The organism is Pseudomonas fragariae (ex Marin et al. 2024), from assembly GCF_059621105.1.
This window is the reverse complement of sequence record NZ_CM184369.1, coordinates 4,512,339-4,526,819: the sequence shown is the minus strand read 5'-3', so window position 1 is coordinate 4,526,819 and position 14,481 is coordinate 4,512,339. Positions and strand designations below refer to the sequence as shown.

General features: G+C 58.9%; 18 protein-coding genes. 7 read left to right on the top strand and 11 right to left on the bottom strand.

Features of this window, described 5'->3' with window-relative positions; genetic code table 11:
• Positions 1 to 77 precede the first annotated feature (77 nt).
• Positions 78 to 389 carry a DUF485 domain-containing protein gene (locus AC54XV_RS19600; RefSeq protein ID WP_003314526.1) on the top strand — a complete coding sequence of 104 codons (312 nt, stop codon included), beginning with the start codon at positions 78 to 80 and terminating at the stop codon, positions 387 to 389.
• Positions 386 to 2,044 carry a cation acetate symporter gene (locus AC54XV_RS19595; RefSeq protein ID WP_003402531.1) on the top strand — a complete coding sequence of 553 codons (1,659 nt, stop codon included), beginning with the start codon at positions 386 to 388 and terminating at the stop codon, positions 2,042 to 2,044. Before AC54XV_RS19600 ends, AC54XV_RS19595 begins: the two co-directional genes overlap by 4 nt.
• Positions 2,045 to 2,163: 119 nt before the next feature.
• On the opposite strand, the gene AC54XV_RS19590 is transcribed toward AC54XV_RS19595, so the two are convergent.
• A complete protein-coding gene (locus tag AC54XV_RS19590) occupies positions 2,164 to 2,322 on the bottom strand; it encodes a DUF3309 family protein (protein ID WP_002552554.1) in 159 nt (52 codons plus the stop codon).
• Between the two features lie 316 nt (positions 2,323 to 2,638).
• On the opposite strand from AC54XV_RS19590, the gene AC54XV_RS19585 reads away from it, so the two are divergent.
• The 4 genes from AC54XV_RS19585 (at position 2,639) to csrA (ending at position 4,964) form a co-directional block, all read left to right on the top strand.
• Complete coding sequence (locus tag AC54XV_RS19585) at positions 2,639 to 3,016, top strand: DUF2784 domain-containing protein (protein WP_057458058.1); 378 nt, start codon at positions 2,639 to 2,641, stop codon at positions 3,014 to 3,016.
• A gap of 102 nt (positions 3,017 to 3,118) precedes the next feature.
• Positions 3,119 to 3,934, top strand: a complete 816-nt coding sequence (locus AC54XV_RS19580) for an SDR family oxidoreductase (RefSeq protein WP_003402533.1) — start codon at positions 3,119 to 3,121, stop codon at positions 3,932 to 3,934.
• 332 nt (positions 3,935 to 4,266) lie between these two features.
• Positions 4,267 to 4,599 (top strand): YnfA family protein, encoded by a 333-nt coding sequence (locus AC54XV_RS19575; RefSeq protein WP_003393231.1) that lies wholly within the window; start codon positions 4,267 to 4,269, stop codon positions 4,597 to 4,599.
• 170 nt (positions 4,600 to 4,769) lie between these two features.
• On the top strand, positions 4,770 to 4,964 hold the full coding sequence (csrA, locus tag AC54XV_RS19570; protein WP_003402536.1) for a carbon storage regulator CsrA: 195 nt from the start codon (positions 4,770 to 4,772) through the stop codon (positions 4,962 to 4,964).
• Positions 4,965 to 5,020: 56 nt separating this feature from the next.
• Here the strand turns inward: csrA and AC54XV_RS19565 are convergent, their stop codons facing one another.
• The 10 genes from AC54XV_RS19565 to AC54XV_RS19520 all read right to left on the bottom strand — a co-directional run bounded on the left by AC54XV_RS19565 (position 5,021) and on the right by AC54XV_RS19520 (position 14,044).
• Complete coding sequence (locus AC54XV_RS19565) at positions 5,021 to 5,248, bottom strand: YheU family protein (RefSeq protein ID WP_003314533.1); 228 nt, start codon at positions 5,246 to 5,248, stop codon at positions 5,021 to 5,023.
• A 67-nt stretch (positions 5,249 to 5,315) separates the two neighbouring features.
• Positions 5,316 to 6,512 (bottom strand): osmoprotectant NAGGN system M42 family peptidase, encoded by a 1,197-nt coding sequence (locus tag AC54XV_RS19560; protein ID WP_003402538.1) that lies wholly within the window; start codon positions 6,510 to 6,512, stop codon positions 5,316 to 5,318.
• 79 nt (positions 6,513 to 6,591) lie between these two features.
• Positions 6,592 to 8,340, bottom strand: coding sequence for an N-acetylglutaminylglutamine synthetase (gene ngg / locus AC54XV_RS19555; protein WP_024639726.1), 1,749 nt, complete (start codon positions 8,338 to 8,340; stop codon positions 6,592 to 6,594).
• A 3-nt stretch (positions 8,341 to 8,343) separates the two neighbouring features.
• Positions 8,344 to 10,116: an N-acetylglutaminylglutamine amidotransferase gene (locus tag AC54XV_RS19550; RefSeq protein ID WP_496717170.1), complete on the bottom strand. Its 1,773-nt coding sequence runs from the start codon at positions 10,114 to 10,116 to the stop codon at positions 8,344 to 8,346.
• Between the two features lie 36 nt (positions 10,117 to 10,152).
• Entirely contained in the window at positions 10,153 to 11,337 is a 1,185-nt protein-coding gene (locus AC54XV_RS19545) for a tyrosine-type recombinase/integrase (RefSeq protein WP_496717169.1), read from the bottom strand.
• Between the two features lie 223 nt (positions 11,338 to 11,560).
• Positions 11,561 to 12,055, bottom strand: a complete 495-nt coding sequence (locus tag AC54XV_RS19540; protein WP_496717168.1) for a hypothetical protein — start codon at positions 12,053 to 12,055, stop codon at positions 11,561 to 11,563.
• Between the two features lie 48 nt (positions 12,056 to 12,103).
• Positions 12,104 to 12,292 (bottom strand): hypothetical protein, encoded by a 189-nt coding sequence (locus AC54XV_RS19535; protein ID WP_496717167.1) that lies wholly within the window; start codon positions 12,290 to 12,292, stop codon positions 12,104 to 12,106.
• Positions 12,289 to 12,996 (bottom strand): hypothetical protein, encoded by a 708-nt coding sequence (locus AC54XV_RS19530; RefSeq protein ID WP_496717166.1) that lies wholly within the window; start codon positions 12,994 to 12,996, stop codon positions 12,289 to 12,291. The genes AC54XV_RS19535 and AC54XV_RS19530 overlap by 4 nt, the downstream gene beginning before the upstream one ends.
• The gene (locus tag AC54XV_RS19525) at positions 12,993 to 13,307 is read right to left on the bottom strand and encodes a hypothetical protein (protein ID WP_496717165.1); all 315 of its coding nucleotides are present in this window, start codon (positions 13,305 to 13,307) and stop codon (positions 12,993 to 12,995) included. Before AC54XV_RS19525 ends, AC54XV_RS19530 begins: the two co-directional genes overlap by 4 nt.
• Before the next feature lie 209 nt (positions 13,308 to 13,516).
• The gene (locus AC54XV_RS19520) at positions 13,517 to 14,044 is read right to left on the bottom strand and encodes a hypothetical protein (RefSeq protein WP_496717164.1); all 528 of its coding nucleotides are present in this window, start codon (positions 14,042 to 14,044) and stop codon (positions 13,517 to 13,519) included.
• A gap of 55 nt (positions 14,045 to 14,099) precedes the next feature.
• On the opposite strand from AC54XV_RS19520, the gene AC54XV_RS19515 reads away from it, so the two are divergent.
• A complete protein-coding gene (locus tag AC54XV_RS19515; protein ID WP_496717163.1) occupies positions 14,100 to 14,468 on the top strand; it encodes a hypothetical protein in 369 nt (122 codons plus the stop codon).
• The last annotated feature ends 13 nt before the right edge of the window (positions 14,469 to 14,481 follow it).

The window sequence follows — 14,481 nt, the reverse complement described above, 5'->3', positions numbered from 1 at the left end:
AGGTCGTCTGGAGTGCGCGCCGGACCCGACTAAAGTGCGTTACGTGACATCTCATCTGTGCTGCGAGGACAAAAACAATGAACGACAGCATTTACCTCTCGATTCAAAACAGCCCCCGTTTCAAGGAGCTGGTCTCCAAAAGAGAGCGTTTCGCCTGGATTCTCTCGGCGATCATGCTTGGCCTGTATGCGGCCTTTATTCTTTTGATCGCTTACGGACCCCATATTCTGGGGGCCAAACTAAGTCCCACTTCGACCATTACCTGGGGAATGCCGATAGGCGTTGGGCTGATCCTTTCCGCGTTCATATTGACGGCCATCTATGTTCGCCGTGCCAACGGTGAATTCGATGACCTGAACAACGCGATCCTCAAGGAGGCTCAGCAATGATCCGGCGCCTATCAGCAGCACTTGGCCTGGCCGCCTTCGCGCCGACCCTCTGGGCGGCAGACGCGTTGACGGGTGCAGTGCAGAAACAACCCCTGAACGTCGCCGCGATCGTCATGTTCGTGGTCTTCGTCGCTTTCACGCTGTACATCACCTACTGGGCATCGAAAAAGAACAAGACAGCGTCGGACTATTACTCGGCAGGTGGCAAGATCACCGGCTTCCAGAACGGTCTGGCGATCGCCGGTGACTACATGTCGGCAGCGTCCTTTCTGGGTATTTCCGCGCTGGTCTACACCTCCGGCTACGATGGCCTGATCTACTCGATCGGCTTCCTGGTAGGCTGGCCGATCATCCTGTTCCTGATCGCCGAACGCCTGCGCAACCTGGGTAAATACACCTTTGCCGATGTGGCGTCGTACCGCCTCAAGCAAAAGGAAATTCGCACCCTGTCTGCCTGCGGCTCACTGGTCGTGGTGGCGTTTTACCTGATTGCGCAGATGGTCGGTGCCGGCAAGCTGATCCAGTTGCTGTTCGGTCTGGACTACGCCGTTGCGGTGGTGCTGGTCGGTATCCTGATGTGCCTCTATGTGCTGTTCGGCGGCATGCTCGCTACTACCTGGGTGCAGATCATCAAGGCGGTGATGTTGCTGTCCGGTGCGTCGTTCATGGCATTGATGGTCATGAAGCACGTCAACTTCGACTTCAACATGCTGTTCTCCGAAGCGATCAAGGTTCACCCCAAAGGTGAAGCGATCATGAGCCCTGGCGGGCTGGTGAAAGACCCGATCTCGGCGTTCTCGCTGGGTCTGGCCCTGATGTTCGGTACTGCGGGCCTGCCACACATCCTGATGCGCTTCTTCACCGTGAGCGATGCCAAGGAAGCGCGCAAGTCGGTGCTCTACGCAACCGGCTTTATCGGTTACTTCTACATCCTGACCTTCATCATCGGTTTCGGCGCGATCCTGCTGGTCAGCACCAATCCGGCGTTCAAGGATGCAGCAGGCGCCTTGTTGGGCGGTAACAACATGGCTGCGGTTCACCTGGCCGATGCGGTCGGTGGCAGTCTGTTCCTGGGCTTCATCTCGGCAGTCGCTTTCGCCACCATTCTGGCAGTGGTTGCCGGTCTGACCCTGGCGGGTGCTTCGGCGGTTTCCCACGACTTGTATGCCAGCGTCATCAAGGCAGGCAAAGCCAACGAGAAGGACGAGATCCGTATCTCGAAAATCACCACCATTGCCCTGGCGGTCGTGGCGATCTTTCTGGGTATTGCCTTTGAAAGCCAGAACATCGCCTTCATGGTGGGCCTGGCGTTCTCGGTCGCGGCAAGCTGCAACTTCCCGATTCTGCTGCTTTCCATGTATTGGAAAAACCTGACCACCCGTGGCGCCATGATCGGCGGCTGGATGGGCCTGATCAGTGCAGTGGTGCTGATGGTGCTCGGTCCGACCATCTGGGTGCAGATCCTGCACCACGAGAAAGCCATTTTCCCTTACGAATACCCGGCGCTGTTTTCCATCGCCATCGCCTTCGTAGGTATCTGGTTCTTCTCCATCACCGACAAGTCGAAAGCGGCGGAGGGCGAGCGCGCTCTGTTCTATCCGCAATTCGTCCGCTCGCAGACGGGGCTGGGTGCCAGTGGTGCGGTTTCGCACTAAGGTACCGGTGTTGTGAACGAAGCAGCCTTCGGGCTGCTTTTTCATGAGCGATAAAAAAACCCCGCTTGAAAAAGCGGGGTTTTTTATTGGCTATATGCGCTGCTGCGTGGAGCAGCAGGTCATATCTTGCCGAGCAACACCAGAATCAGCAGGATCACCAGGATCGTACCGATGATGCCCGACGGACCGTAGCCCCAGCTGCGCGAGTGCGGGAATACTGGCAAACCGCCAACTAGCAGCAGAATCAGAACGATGATAAGAATAGTGCCGATACCCATGGTGAGTTCCCTCTTTACATTAGTGTTAATTAACAGATGCCGTTAAAACGTCACGCCAGACGGTATGAAGTTTGCCTGCTTGACTCATCGGACTCTGGGGGTTGGAGAAAGGTTCGATCTATTTTAAATAATTTCTTACATTTCTAAAAAACATTGAAAATCAGCATCTTGTCGTACTTTTGTCTGACAATAACTTGGCCCGTTTTAACCTGGTGGGTTTGAATCGGTCTTAAAAACAATTGAACTAAAGGCCCTGAAAAGTTTCCGTTCGCTTCGAACTTTCCACCTGAGGGATGGGCCACAAGAGGACGCAATGATGGTTTATCGAGTGGCGGCGGATGCCGTGGTCGTGTTTCATCTACTGTTCATTGTGTTCGTCCTGTTCGGCGGACTGCTGGTATTGAGAAGGCCCTGGCTGGCACTGCTGCACGTTCCAGCTGCGGCCTGGGGGACTGCGGTCGAGTTTCTGCATCTGTATTGCCCGCTGACACCGCTGGAAAACACCCTGCGCAGCAACGCTGGAGGGCAGGGTTATACCGGGGGCTTCGTTGAGCATTATCTGATCCCGCTGATTTACCCGGCCGGGCTTACGCCGGGCATACAGCTCTGGCTGGGCGGCATCGTCGTGCTGCTCAATGTGTCGGTGTATGGCCTGTTGTTGCTCCGTTATGTGGCCCGGTCCAGGCGTCCATAGGGCTGCGGTTTGTTCCAGGCATTCAGCGTCTTGATGGTGGGTTTGTGGTGCTTCCACTGTGATTACACTCAGGCAACTCCTGCACATCACAAGGCACTCGCTATGCAAAACCGCATCATGATTACTGGCGCCGGCTCAGGTCTGGGTCGTGAAATTGCACTGCGCTGGGCGCGCGAAGGGTGGCGGCTGGCACTCTCGGACATCAACGATGCCGGCTTGCAGGAGACCCTTGCGCAAGTACGCAAGGCGGGTGGTGACGGTTTCGTGCAGCGTTGCGACGTTCGCGATTACAGCCAGCTCACCGCGTTTGCCCAGGCGTGCGAACAGCGCTTTGGCGGCATCGACATCATCGTCAACAATGCGGGTGTGGCCTCGGGGGGCTTTTTCAACGAATTGTCGCTGGAGGACTGGGACTGGCAGATCGCGATCAACCTGATGGGGGTGGTCAAGGGCTGCAAGGCGTTCCTGCCTATGCTGCTGGCCAGCAAGGGCAGGATCATCAACATCGCCTCGATGGCAGCGCTGATGCAGGCCCCGGCGATGAGCAATTACAACGTCGCCAAGGCCGGGGTCGTCGCGCTTTCCGAGAGCCTGCTGGTCGAACTGCATGATCAGGGGGTTGGTGTTCATGTGGTCTGCCCGTCGTTCTTTCAGACCAACCTGCTGGATTCCTTCCGCGGCCCCACGCCCGCGATGAAGGCGCAGATCGGCAGGTTGCTGGAGAAGTCGCCGATCACCGCGGGGGATATCGCCGACTGCATCTTCAGGCAGGTTGGCGAAGGCGAGTTCATGATCCTGCCTCATGAAGAAGGCCGCATGGCCTGGGAAATGAAGCGCAAGCAACCGCAGGCGATGTACGACGAAATGACCGTCATGTGCGCGAAGATGCGCGCCAAGGCGCAGAAGGGGCATGCCTGACTAACCCGGAAGCGCTGCGTCCTCTTGCGACGCAGAGCGTCGTGACCTGCATTCCCACGCTGGAGCGTGAGGAACGATAATCGCGACTATCGTGCGACGCTCCGCGTCGTCATGCCGTTCCGGACGCTCCGCGTCGTCATGCCGTTCCGGACGCTCCGCGTCCTCTTGCGACGCAGAGCGTCGTGACCTGCATTCCCACGCTGGAGCGTGAGGAACGATAACCTCAACTATCGTGCGACGCTCTGCGTCCTCTTGGGTGGTATCAAGGTCATGACCACACTGTTTTCTGATAGGGTTGCGCGCATCTTGCAGCCCTGACCTGAGAACCTTTCATGCTCAATTACCTGTGGTTTTTCCTCGCTGCTCTGTTCGAGATATTCGGCTGCTATGCCTTCTGGCTGTGGTTACGTCAGGGCAAGAGCGCGCTGTGGGTGATTCCTGCGCTTGTAAGCCTGACGGTGTTTGCACTGTTGCTGACACGTGTGGAGGCGGCTTATGCGGGCCGAGCCTATGCGGCGTATGGCGGGATCTACATTGTTGCGTCGATTGCCTGGCTGGGGCTGGTCGAGCGGGTCAGGCCGCTGGGCACGGACTGGCTGGGTCTGGCGTTCTGCGTCATCGGTGCGACCATCATTCTGCTGGGGCCGCGTTGGTCCGCCGCTTGATTAACCACTGCCGCGAACGATATTTCCCACGGATTTGGCTGGAAAGTAAGACGTTTCCTTCAGTCTTTTCCGGTGCTGTTGCAGGACGTTACTGATTTGCCATCAGCGCATTGAAGCGCCTTGTTTCGCCATGCACCCTGCCTCTTTTGCGCAACGCAAGGGTGGGAAAAATGCTGGTACTGACGCGGGAAATTGGCGAAACGTTTTCCATTGGTGATGACATCACCGTGCAGATTCTGGGCATCAACGGCAATCAGGTCAGGCTCGGGATCAATGCCCCGAAAGACGTCAAGGTTCACCGCGCCGAAGTCTACAAGCGAATCGCCAGGACGCTTGCGCAACAGGCAACAACGCCGCTTCGGTGAGCGGCGTGGTCAGCAGGCGACGTTGTGAGCAAATGACCTGACTCGGCCTTTGGAGGCTATTCGAAAAACTCCTTCGGCACGTCGTGCTTGAGCATCAGCTGACACTGCTGGCTCTCAAGGTCGAAAAAGATCACCGCCTGGCCCTTGGTCAACGCATGACGCACGCGCAGTACACGGGTTTGCAGCGGTGTTTCGTCGCCATTATCGGTGCCCTCACGGGTGACGAAATCCTCGATCAGGCGAGTGAGGGTGTCAGGTTCCAGTTGGTCGTAGGGGATCAGCATGGCGGTTCTCGTGTCGATGAGCGGCGATGATAGAACTGCGGCGCCACGCACCGCAATTCACAGGGCCTCAACTCTCTTCGCGATTCTGCCCGATCAGGCTGTCGACCGGTGGTACGCGGGTATCGGATTCCATCTGCGCATCGTGTTCGATCTGATGGCTGAAGCGCTCCAGCGAGCTCTGCGCCGGTTTGGCATCGCTGGCGAATACCGGTGGGCTGAGTATGTAGGCACCCAGCAACTTGCTCAGCGCCGCCAGACTGTCGATATGCGTGCGCTCGTAGCCATGCGTCGCGTCACAGCCGAAGGCCAGCAGGGCGGTGCGGATGTCATGCCCCGAAGTCACGGCCGAGTGCGCATCACTGTAGTAATAGCGGAACAGGTCACGACGCACCGGCAACTCGTTTTCCACACCCAGCCGCAGTAGATGGCGGGACAGGTGGTAGTCGTAAGGACCGCCCGAGTCCTGCATCGCCACGCTGACGGCGTGTTCGCTGGAATGCTGACCTGGCGCAACCGGCGCGATGTCGATGCCGACGAACTCGCTCACGTCCCAGGGCAGCACGCCAGCCGCGCCCGTACCGGTTTCTTCGGTGATGGTGAACAGCGGGTGACAGTCGATCAACGGCTCGGCACCGCTGTCGACAATGGATTTCAGGGCGGCGAGCAGTGCCGCGACACCAGCCTTGTCATCCAGGTGGCGGGCACTGATGTGTCCGCTCTCGGTGAACTCCGGCAGCGGGTCGAAGGCGACGAAGTCACCGATGCCGATACCCAGCGATTCGCAGTCGGCGCGGGTGGTGCAATAGGCATCCAGGCGCAACTCGACGTGGTCCCAACTGATCGGCATTTCATCCACGGCGGTGTTGAACGCGTGACCGGAAGCCATCAGCGGCAAAACGCTGCCACGGATCACGCCGGTGTCGGTGAACACGCTGACCCGGCTGCCTTCGGCAAAGCGGCTCGACCAGCAGCCGACCGCAGCCAGTGACAGGCGGCCGTTTTCTTTAACTTCCCGAACGCTGGCACCGATGGTGTCCAGGTGCGCCGATACGGCGCGGTCGGGGCTGTTCTGCTTGCCCTTCAGCGTGGCGCGGATCGTGCCGCGGCGGGTCAGTTCGAACGGAATGCCCAGCTCTTCGAGACGCTCGGCCACGTAACGCACAATAGTGTCGGTGAAGCCGGTAGGGCTTGGGATCGCGAGCATTTCCAACAGAACTTTCTGCAGGTATTTCAGATCCGGATCGGGGATATTTGCAGGGGTCATGGATGCTCCTTATGGAACAGTTGCAAGCCACGGGCTGCAAAGGCTGATACGCCATTTGCAGCCGTGCCCGCAGCTGCGATCAGATATGCACAGGCAGGCTGTGCGGAAACAACAGATCGACGAAACGTTCGGCGGTGGGTTGTGGTTCGTGATTGGCAAGGCCTACGCGTTCATTGGCTTCGATGAACACGTAGTCAGGCTGGTCGGCAGCCGGCACCATCAGGTCCAGACCGACCACCGGGATGTCCAGCGCCCGCGCGGCACGCACCGCTGCGTCGTGGAGCACCGGGTGCAGAATGGCCGTGACATCTTCCAGGCAGCCGCCAGTATGCAGATTGGCAGCACGACGTACGGCCAGGCGCTGATCCATCGGCAGAATATCGGCGTAGTCAAAGCCGGCCTCGCGCACCGTGCGCTCGGTTTCCTGATCCATCGGAATACGGCTTTCGCCATCCGTTGCAGCGGCGCGGCGTCGGCTCTGCGCTTCGATCAACTGTTTGATGGTGTGGCGACCATCACCAATGATTTCAGCCGGGCGACGTATCGCCGCCGCCACGACCTGAAAGCCGATCACCACGATGCGCAGGTCCAGACCTTCGTGAAAGCTTTCCAGAATCACGCGAGTGTCGAACTGGCGGGCCTGTTCGATGGCGCTCTGCACGTCTTCAATGGTGCGCAGATCAACCGCGACGCCCTGACCTTGCTCACCGTCCAGCGGCTTGACCACGATTTGCCCGTGCTCTTCGAGAAACGCCAGATTATCGTCTGCGTTGCCCGCCCTTTGCTGTGCGGGCAGGCGCAGGCCGGCGGCCTTCAGGGCACGATGGGTCAGGCTCTTGTCCTGACACAGGGTCATGCTCACCGCGCTGGTCAGATCGCTCAACGACTCGCGGCAGCGGATGCGACGACCGCCATAGCTGAGGGTGAACAGCCCGGCATCGGCATCATCCACCTGCACGTCAATGCCGCGTCGATGGGCTTCCTCGACAATGATCCGCGCATACGGATTGAAGTCTGCCTGCGGGCCTGGGCCGAGAAACAATGACTCGTTGATGCCGTTCTTGCGCTTGATGGCGAAGGTCGGCAGGTTGCGAAAATTCAATTTGGCGTACAGCGCCTTGGCCTGATCGTTGTCATGCAGCACCGACAGGTCGAGGTAGCTCAGGCCGCGACTCATGAAATGCTCGATCAGGTGCCGGACCAGCACTTCGCCGACACCCGGCCGCGTGCATTGCGGGTCAACCGCCAGGCACCAGAGGCTGCTGCCTTTTTCCGGATCATTGAAGGCCTTCTGGTGGTTGAGGCCCATGACGCTGCCGATGATCGTCTTGCTGCCCTCGTCCTCGGCCACCCAATACACCGGGCCACCTTCGTGGCGCGGGGTCAGCAGCTCGGGGTCGATGGGCAACATGCCGCGCGCCAGATACAGGTTGTTGATGGCCTGCCAGTCGTTCTCATTATGCGCACGGCGGATACGGTAGCCGCGAAACACACGGTGCGCCGGGCGGTAATCGCTGAACCACAGACGCAGCGTGTCCGACGGGTCGAGAAACAACTGCTGCGGCGATTGCGCCAGCACCTGTTGCGGGGCTGCCACATACAGGGCGATATCGCGCTCGCCGGGTTTTTCGTTGAGCAGGTCCTGAGCCAGTGCGGCCGGATCAGGGTAGGTGTGACCGATCAGCAAGCGTCCCCAGCCACAATGCAGCGCCAGAGGGTCTGCATCTATCTGGCTGCCGTCTTCAGCGAGTCGCGCCTGCAGACGTTCGTACGAGGGCGACTGGCCGCGCAACAGGCGCTGGCTATAAGTCGTCGCGTTCTGTTTCATCGATCACAGTCCCTGTTCGCTGAGCCACAGGTTCAGCGCTGCCAGTTGCCACAGCTTGGAGCCGCGCAATGGCGTGAGCTGGCCCTCGGGGTTGGTCAGCAACTTGTCGACCATGGCAGGGTTGAACAGGCCGCGGTCCTGACTGGAGTCGGTCAGCAGTTCGCGCACCCAGTCAAGCGTGTCGCCCTGCAAGTGTTTGAGGCCAGGCACCGGGAAGTAGCCTTTTTTGCGGTCGATCACCTCCGAAGGAATGACCATGCGCGCGGCTTCTTTCAGCACCTGTTTGCCACCGTCGGGCAGCTTGAATTTACCCGGAATGCGAGCCGACAGTTCGACCAGACGATAGTCCAGGAACGGCGTACGCGCTTCCAGGCCCCAAGCCATGGTCATGTTGTCGACACGCTTGACCGGGTCATCGACCAGCATCACCGTGCTGTCCAGACGCAATGCCTTGTCGACAGCAGCGCTGGCGCCTGGCTGGGCAAAGTGATCGCGAACGAAATCACCGGCTGCGTCGTTGGCAGTGCGCCACTTCGGCTGCACGGTCTCGGCGTATTCCGCGTAGCTGCGGTCGACGAATGCATCACGGTAGGCGGCAACCGGATCGCTCGCGCCGTCGACTTGCGGGTACCAGTGGTAACCGGCGAACAGTTCGTCAGCGCCCTGGCCGCTCTGTACCACCTTGCAGTGCTTCGATACTTCACGCGACAGCAGGTAGAAGGCGATGCAGTCGTGGCTGACCATCGGTTCGCTCATGGCGCGGAACGCCGCAGGCAATTGCTCGATGATCTCGCGTTCCTGAATACGCAACTGGTGATGGCGCGTGCCGTAATGCTTGGCGATCAGGTCGGAATACTGAAATTCGTCACCGCGCTCGCCGCCGGCATCCTGAAAACCGATAGAAAAGGTCGACAGATCCTCGACGCCCACTTCGCGCAACAGACCGACCAGCATGCTCGAGTCGACGCCGCCGGACAGCAGCACACCGACGTCCACTGCAGCACGCTGGCGGATCGCTACCGCTTCACGCGTGCTATCCAGTACGCGGTCACGCCAGTCTTCGAGGGTGAGGTTTTTCTCGTCTTCGTGCGGGCCGTAGGGCAGAGTCCACCAGACTTTCTGTTCGACCTTGCCGCTGGCGTCGATACGCATCCAGCTGGCTGGCGGAAGTTTTTCGACGCCGGCCAGCAGGGTGCGCGGCGCAGGCACTACCGCATGGAAGTTGAGGTAATGGTTAAGCGCCACCGGATCAAGCATCCCGCTGATGTCACCGCCCTTAAGCAAGGCAGGCAGCGAGGACGCGAAGCGCAGGCGCTTGTCGGTTTTCGACAGGTACAACGGCTTGACGCCGAGGCGGTCACGGGCGATGAACAGCTGCTTGCTGTCACGTTCCCAGATGGCAAAGGCGAACATGCCATTAAGCTTGGGCAGCATGTCTGCGCCCCAGGCGTGATAGCCCTTGAGCAACACTTCGGTGTCACCGCCGGAATGGAACTGATAGCCAAGGCTTTCCAACTCGGCACGCAGTTCCGGGAAGTTGTAGATCGCACCGTTGAAGGCCAGGGACAGGCCCAGATTGCTGTCGATCATCGGCTGCGCCGAGCCGTCCGACAGGTCCATGATTTTCAGGCGACGATGACCAAGGGCAACCGGCCCCTGGCTATGAAACCCCCACGCATCCGGGCCGCGAGGCGCCAGCTCATGGGTAATGCGTTCAACAGCGGCTAAGTCCGCTGGTTGATGGTCGAAACCTAATTCACCTGCTAATCCGCACATTTGTCCTAAACCTTATGTGTTTCGGCGTGTTTGGCGTTACTGGCTTTCGGTGCGTACCAATTTCGTACCACTTTCACTCATATTGAGCTTTTCAAGCTCTGCCCAGTCGCTCGGCGAGCTGATCCACTTCGCATAGGTCGACAACAATACCTGCACGCTGTGCCCAAGTTGCGCGGCAATGAATGCCGGATTCATGCCGGACATCAGGCACATGGTTGCGTAGGTGTGGCGCGTGTCGTACATCCTGCGCCTTCTAATTCCCACCTTCCGCATGGCGCTCAACCAGTAACGTTTTGGCCCCGTCTCGGAGCGGATAAAAAGCTCTGTTCGGTCCCCATTCCCTTCGGGTGCAAACACGTAATCAGAGCGCAGCTCCGTCAGCGGCCTAGCCTTATCGAGTGCATGTAAGGCCCGATCGTTCAATAAAACTTCCCTCACCACCTTCGTTTTTGTCCTTTCCTGAATCTTCCCGTAGATGCGAATCCGGCATACCCGTGCCGATCTTTTGCGGGTATCCACCTCGCTCCAGCGCAGGGCCATCGCCTCGCCCGGACGCATCCCCGTGTAGAAAGAAAACTCGAAAAATGCTGCGTAGATGGCCTGCAAACCGCTTGTCGATCTGTAGAGCTGGTCAATCAATGCGTCTGCCTCTTCGCGCGTCAGCGGATCAATTTCGCGCTTCACACCTCGAGTCGCGGGTATTGATGCGGCCGGGTTGCGCACGATCAATTCATCACTGACCGCCTGGGCAAAAATGCTGGTGACGATTCGCACTGCACCTTTCCTGCGGCTGGGGGACGGCCATTGAATGTCTGTGGCCAGCTTGCGCATTTTCATCGGCGTGATTTCATCAAGGCGTAGGCTGGCCAGGTACGGAATCCAGTAGGTTTGCAGTGCGGATCGATAGTTCTTTCGGGTGCTGTCCACGATCTGCAGACTATCCAGCCAATCTTGCGCATAGTCGAAGAAGATCGGGATCTTGTGTGTGCTGGCGCTGCGGGAGTTCGGGAACAGCTCGGCGTACTTCTCTGGGGTCAGCGCGCCGAGCTTTTCCAGCTGTTTTACCTGAGAACGTAGACCTGCTGCTGCGGCGATGCCTTTCGGCGTCTGGGGGTAGGGGAGCGTCTCACAGCAGCGGCGCTTGCCCCTTGAGAACCGGATTCTGATGGATTGCCCAATAAGCTCGACACCGGTCGGGAGTTCCAGAGGTTCTCTAGCCATTCGTCATATCTCCATTTGCTGTACATGATTCGTCCGTCGATCTTCATCCAGACGCCGGCGGGGATTATGTTGCGCTCGCGCTTTCGCTGAAGCGCTTTCGCGGTGGTGCCGATCAGTTCGGCCATGCGTTTTTCGGTAACTTTGTCGTGCGCCGGATCTTCCGGCAGCTTGGCAGCGGTGGCCATAGGCTTATGCTCCGGGCCGCTCTGGGCGGCGGAAAGGCTTAGGATTTTGATGCTTTGGCGTGACCGACGCAGACCTTGGTCGGCTCGCCTTGTTCGTCGAAGTGCGCGTGACACATGAATCCTTTCTTGTCATGCGCCATGAATTCCGCATCGCAGGTGGTTATGGGCGATTGGTTGGCAATAGACCCAAGGCGGTAGGCGCATCCGTGGCAAGCGCCAGAGGGATCGCACTTGCTGGCGATCATTACGCCCTGGCAAGCGCCTATGATGGTTGGCAGGTTCACCCCGATGAACTTATCCGGGTGGACGCCGCACTCTTCAATTAGCACTTGGTCGCTCATCTCTGCGCAGTTTTCCGCGACCGAGTTGGCAAGACCAATCAGTTGGGCCGTAAATTCCAACAGCCTCTGAGAGCCATTGATTTGGAGATACCGGGTCAGTGCTTCTCGCCGCTTAGCAAGGTCAAGCTGAGCAATGCCCGCAAGATCGGAGGCATCGCTTAGCGTCATGCTGTATTCGGTGTTTGCGGCCATATCGATTCCTCGCCCGCCGATCACCGGCAGGCTCTGTAGGGAAGGGGGTTATGGGTACTGGCGGGAGATTCGGTCGGCGATGCCTTCCAACTTCTCGGCCATGTACCACATGTCGTTGTTGTCGCGGCGGGAGACGACAGCGGAGCGCTGGACGTTGCGGCCAATGAGAATGCGCGCCGCGATGCGGATCGTCCCGGCCTCCAGCTTTCTGCGCAGCCAACCTTTGCGCAGAATCACGGCGTCACCCGCTTGAATTCGACGACCCAGACCCACGGGTTTGCGTTCCACGATTCAGCACCGTTGATGGATACCCACAGCTCCCGCCAGGCATCGAGCGGATCGGACCAGTTGCCCGGGCCGGGCTCGTCTTTGAAAGGGTGGAAGTAATAATCACCCTCACCGTGGTGGATCCGGTGAATACCTTCGGCGACGTAGCGGCTTTCGAACGCTGTTTCGCCGTCGCCCTCCTGCAAGCGCTCGACCCGCACGTCAGTTATCTCCAGCAGGATGCGGCTTGCCCAGCGCGGCATGTGGATGCTGGGTTTCCAGGCTGGCTGCTCGGCCTCGTAGGGTGCAAGCCCATCGGCGGCGTAGACCAGCGTTCCGTCCTCACGCGCCTCAACAACATCCAGATCGTCCGGCTTCAGGTATGGCCCGCGTAGCACTTGGAAGTGATCGCAGTACCACGTCTCTCGCACCCACAGCCGGTCGCCGGGCTTGCCGTAAGGAGAGCTGAAGCTCATCAGGAGGGCTGCCTCGATGTTGTTACTACCAACGGCTCCATGCTTACTGTTCGGCGCATGTCCATCCCACTGAAACCATTTCCCATTCCAAGTTGGTTGAGGTTTGATCGCTCTCCGGGTGACCGTCTTCTGGCCGGACAGGATGGCGCGCACCATCGGCGCGCTGAACAGGATCGGTCTTTCCTTGGCCTGGGTCATGGCGTCACCACCCGCCAAGCCCACTGCACGTATGGGCCATCGTCCGTGTCGAAGATGCCCAGAAGGAACCAGCCGGGCTCAGCGGGTGTTTCAGGCTCCCAGCCGATGCAGTTGGCTGCGTCTTCATCCCAATAGGGGTGCGATTCAAGGTCGCCGTCCATGTGCCAGCCGACCACCTTCAGCTGCTGACCATCAAGCCAGGCTTTGTAGGCGGCATGGTCTTCATCGAAATCCGGGATTCCTGGGTGATACCAGTAGCCGTCCTCGTCGCGAGTGACTTCGACGGGGCCTATCAACTTTTCTTCAGACATGACTTCGTCCTTGCCGCGCACGCGGCTGACATTGAATTGATTGATATGGGGTGGTTACTGCGGGGTGTTCGGGCGCACCGGGCAAAAGTGAGGCCCTGTCAAACCCTTGGAGAAGCGCTTTATGAGTTCAAGTATCGGCCTTTCGGCGGTGATACTCGGTTGTTTCGGCACTGCCTGGGCCGCTGCACGCCAGCAGATTGGCGTGCTGGTCATGATCCTTCCCCTGTGTATTCACGCCAAGCGACCTTCACGCCGTTTACCAGAAAGCCCCAGTCGCCTTTCCAGCGGCTGGTGATGAAGAGCGTGTACACGCCGCCGGGAGACACTTCGTCGATGCGGTGGTATTCGCCGTGCTTGAGCTGGGCCGTTGCGCCCGGTCGCCGCCAGTATTCGAGGTCGCTATGCCCGCCAGCCAACCAGAAATGGCGGCGCTGCTCCTTGTAGAAGCCACGCAGGATGACCGTGCGCGCATCCCACGGATGGTCGTGCAAGTCCCGGTCGGCATCGGGCCGCATGATGTGGTGTACCCGGATCGACCAAGGGCACCACCGGATTCGCCCGAGGTGGGTTTCCCGGTCATACGGGTTGAACAGCCACCAGCGGCCCATGTACACCTCTTGGCCGTCAGCTGACCGGATGTGCAGGTATGGGGTGCGCTGGGCGCGGGTGATGACCCAGGCAGCGATTGCCGGGTGCGCGAGTAGCTTGGCGAGCAGTCGCCAGAAGAGATTGAGCACGGGTTATCCTTGCCGGTATATTCGGCGTTCTTAGTTGGAATAAAAGGAGATTGTTGTGGACGGACCTACTGAGGCAGGCTTGTGGAAATGCGTAAAAATTGTTTGGGCATTGATCATCTTTGCGATTGCAGTGCCCGTACTCTCTGTGATCGCCCCCTATCCAAAACTTCCCGACTTAGACGCCGGGTCGTGGTTTGGTCGAAGTGGCGCAGTGATGACTGTATTCGCGTTACTCGCTGAAACCGTGTTGCTAAAAGCGAGACTGTCGATAACACCGGCTGGTTTTGGGTGGGAGGGCTTGAATGAGTTGCGGAAAATATTCCTGCCCGAGTTCGAAAAAGTCGATGCTCATATCTTCATCTTGGTGATAGCCGGAACCATTATTTGGGCCTACGGAGATCTACCGTTTAAATATTATTCCTAGCGAGATCGGGCTT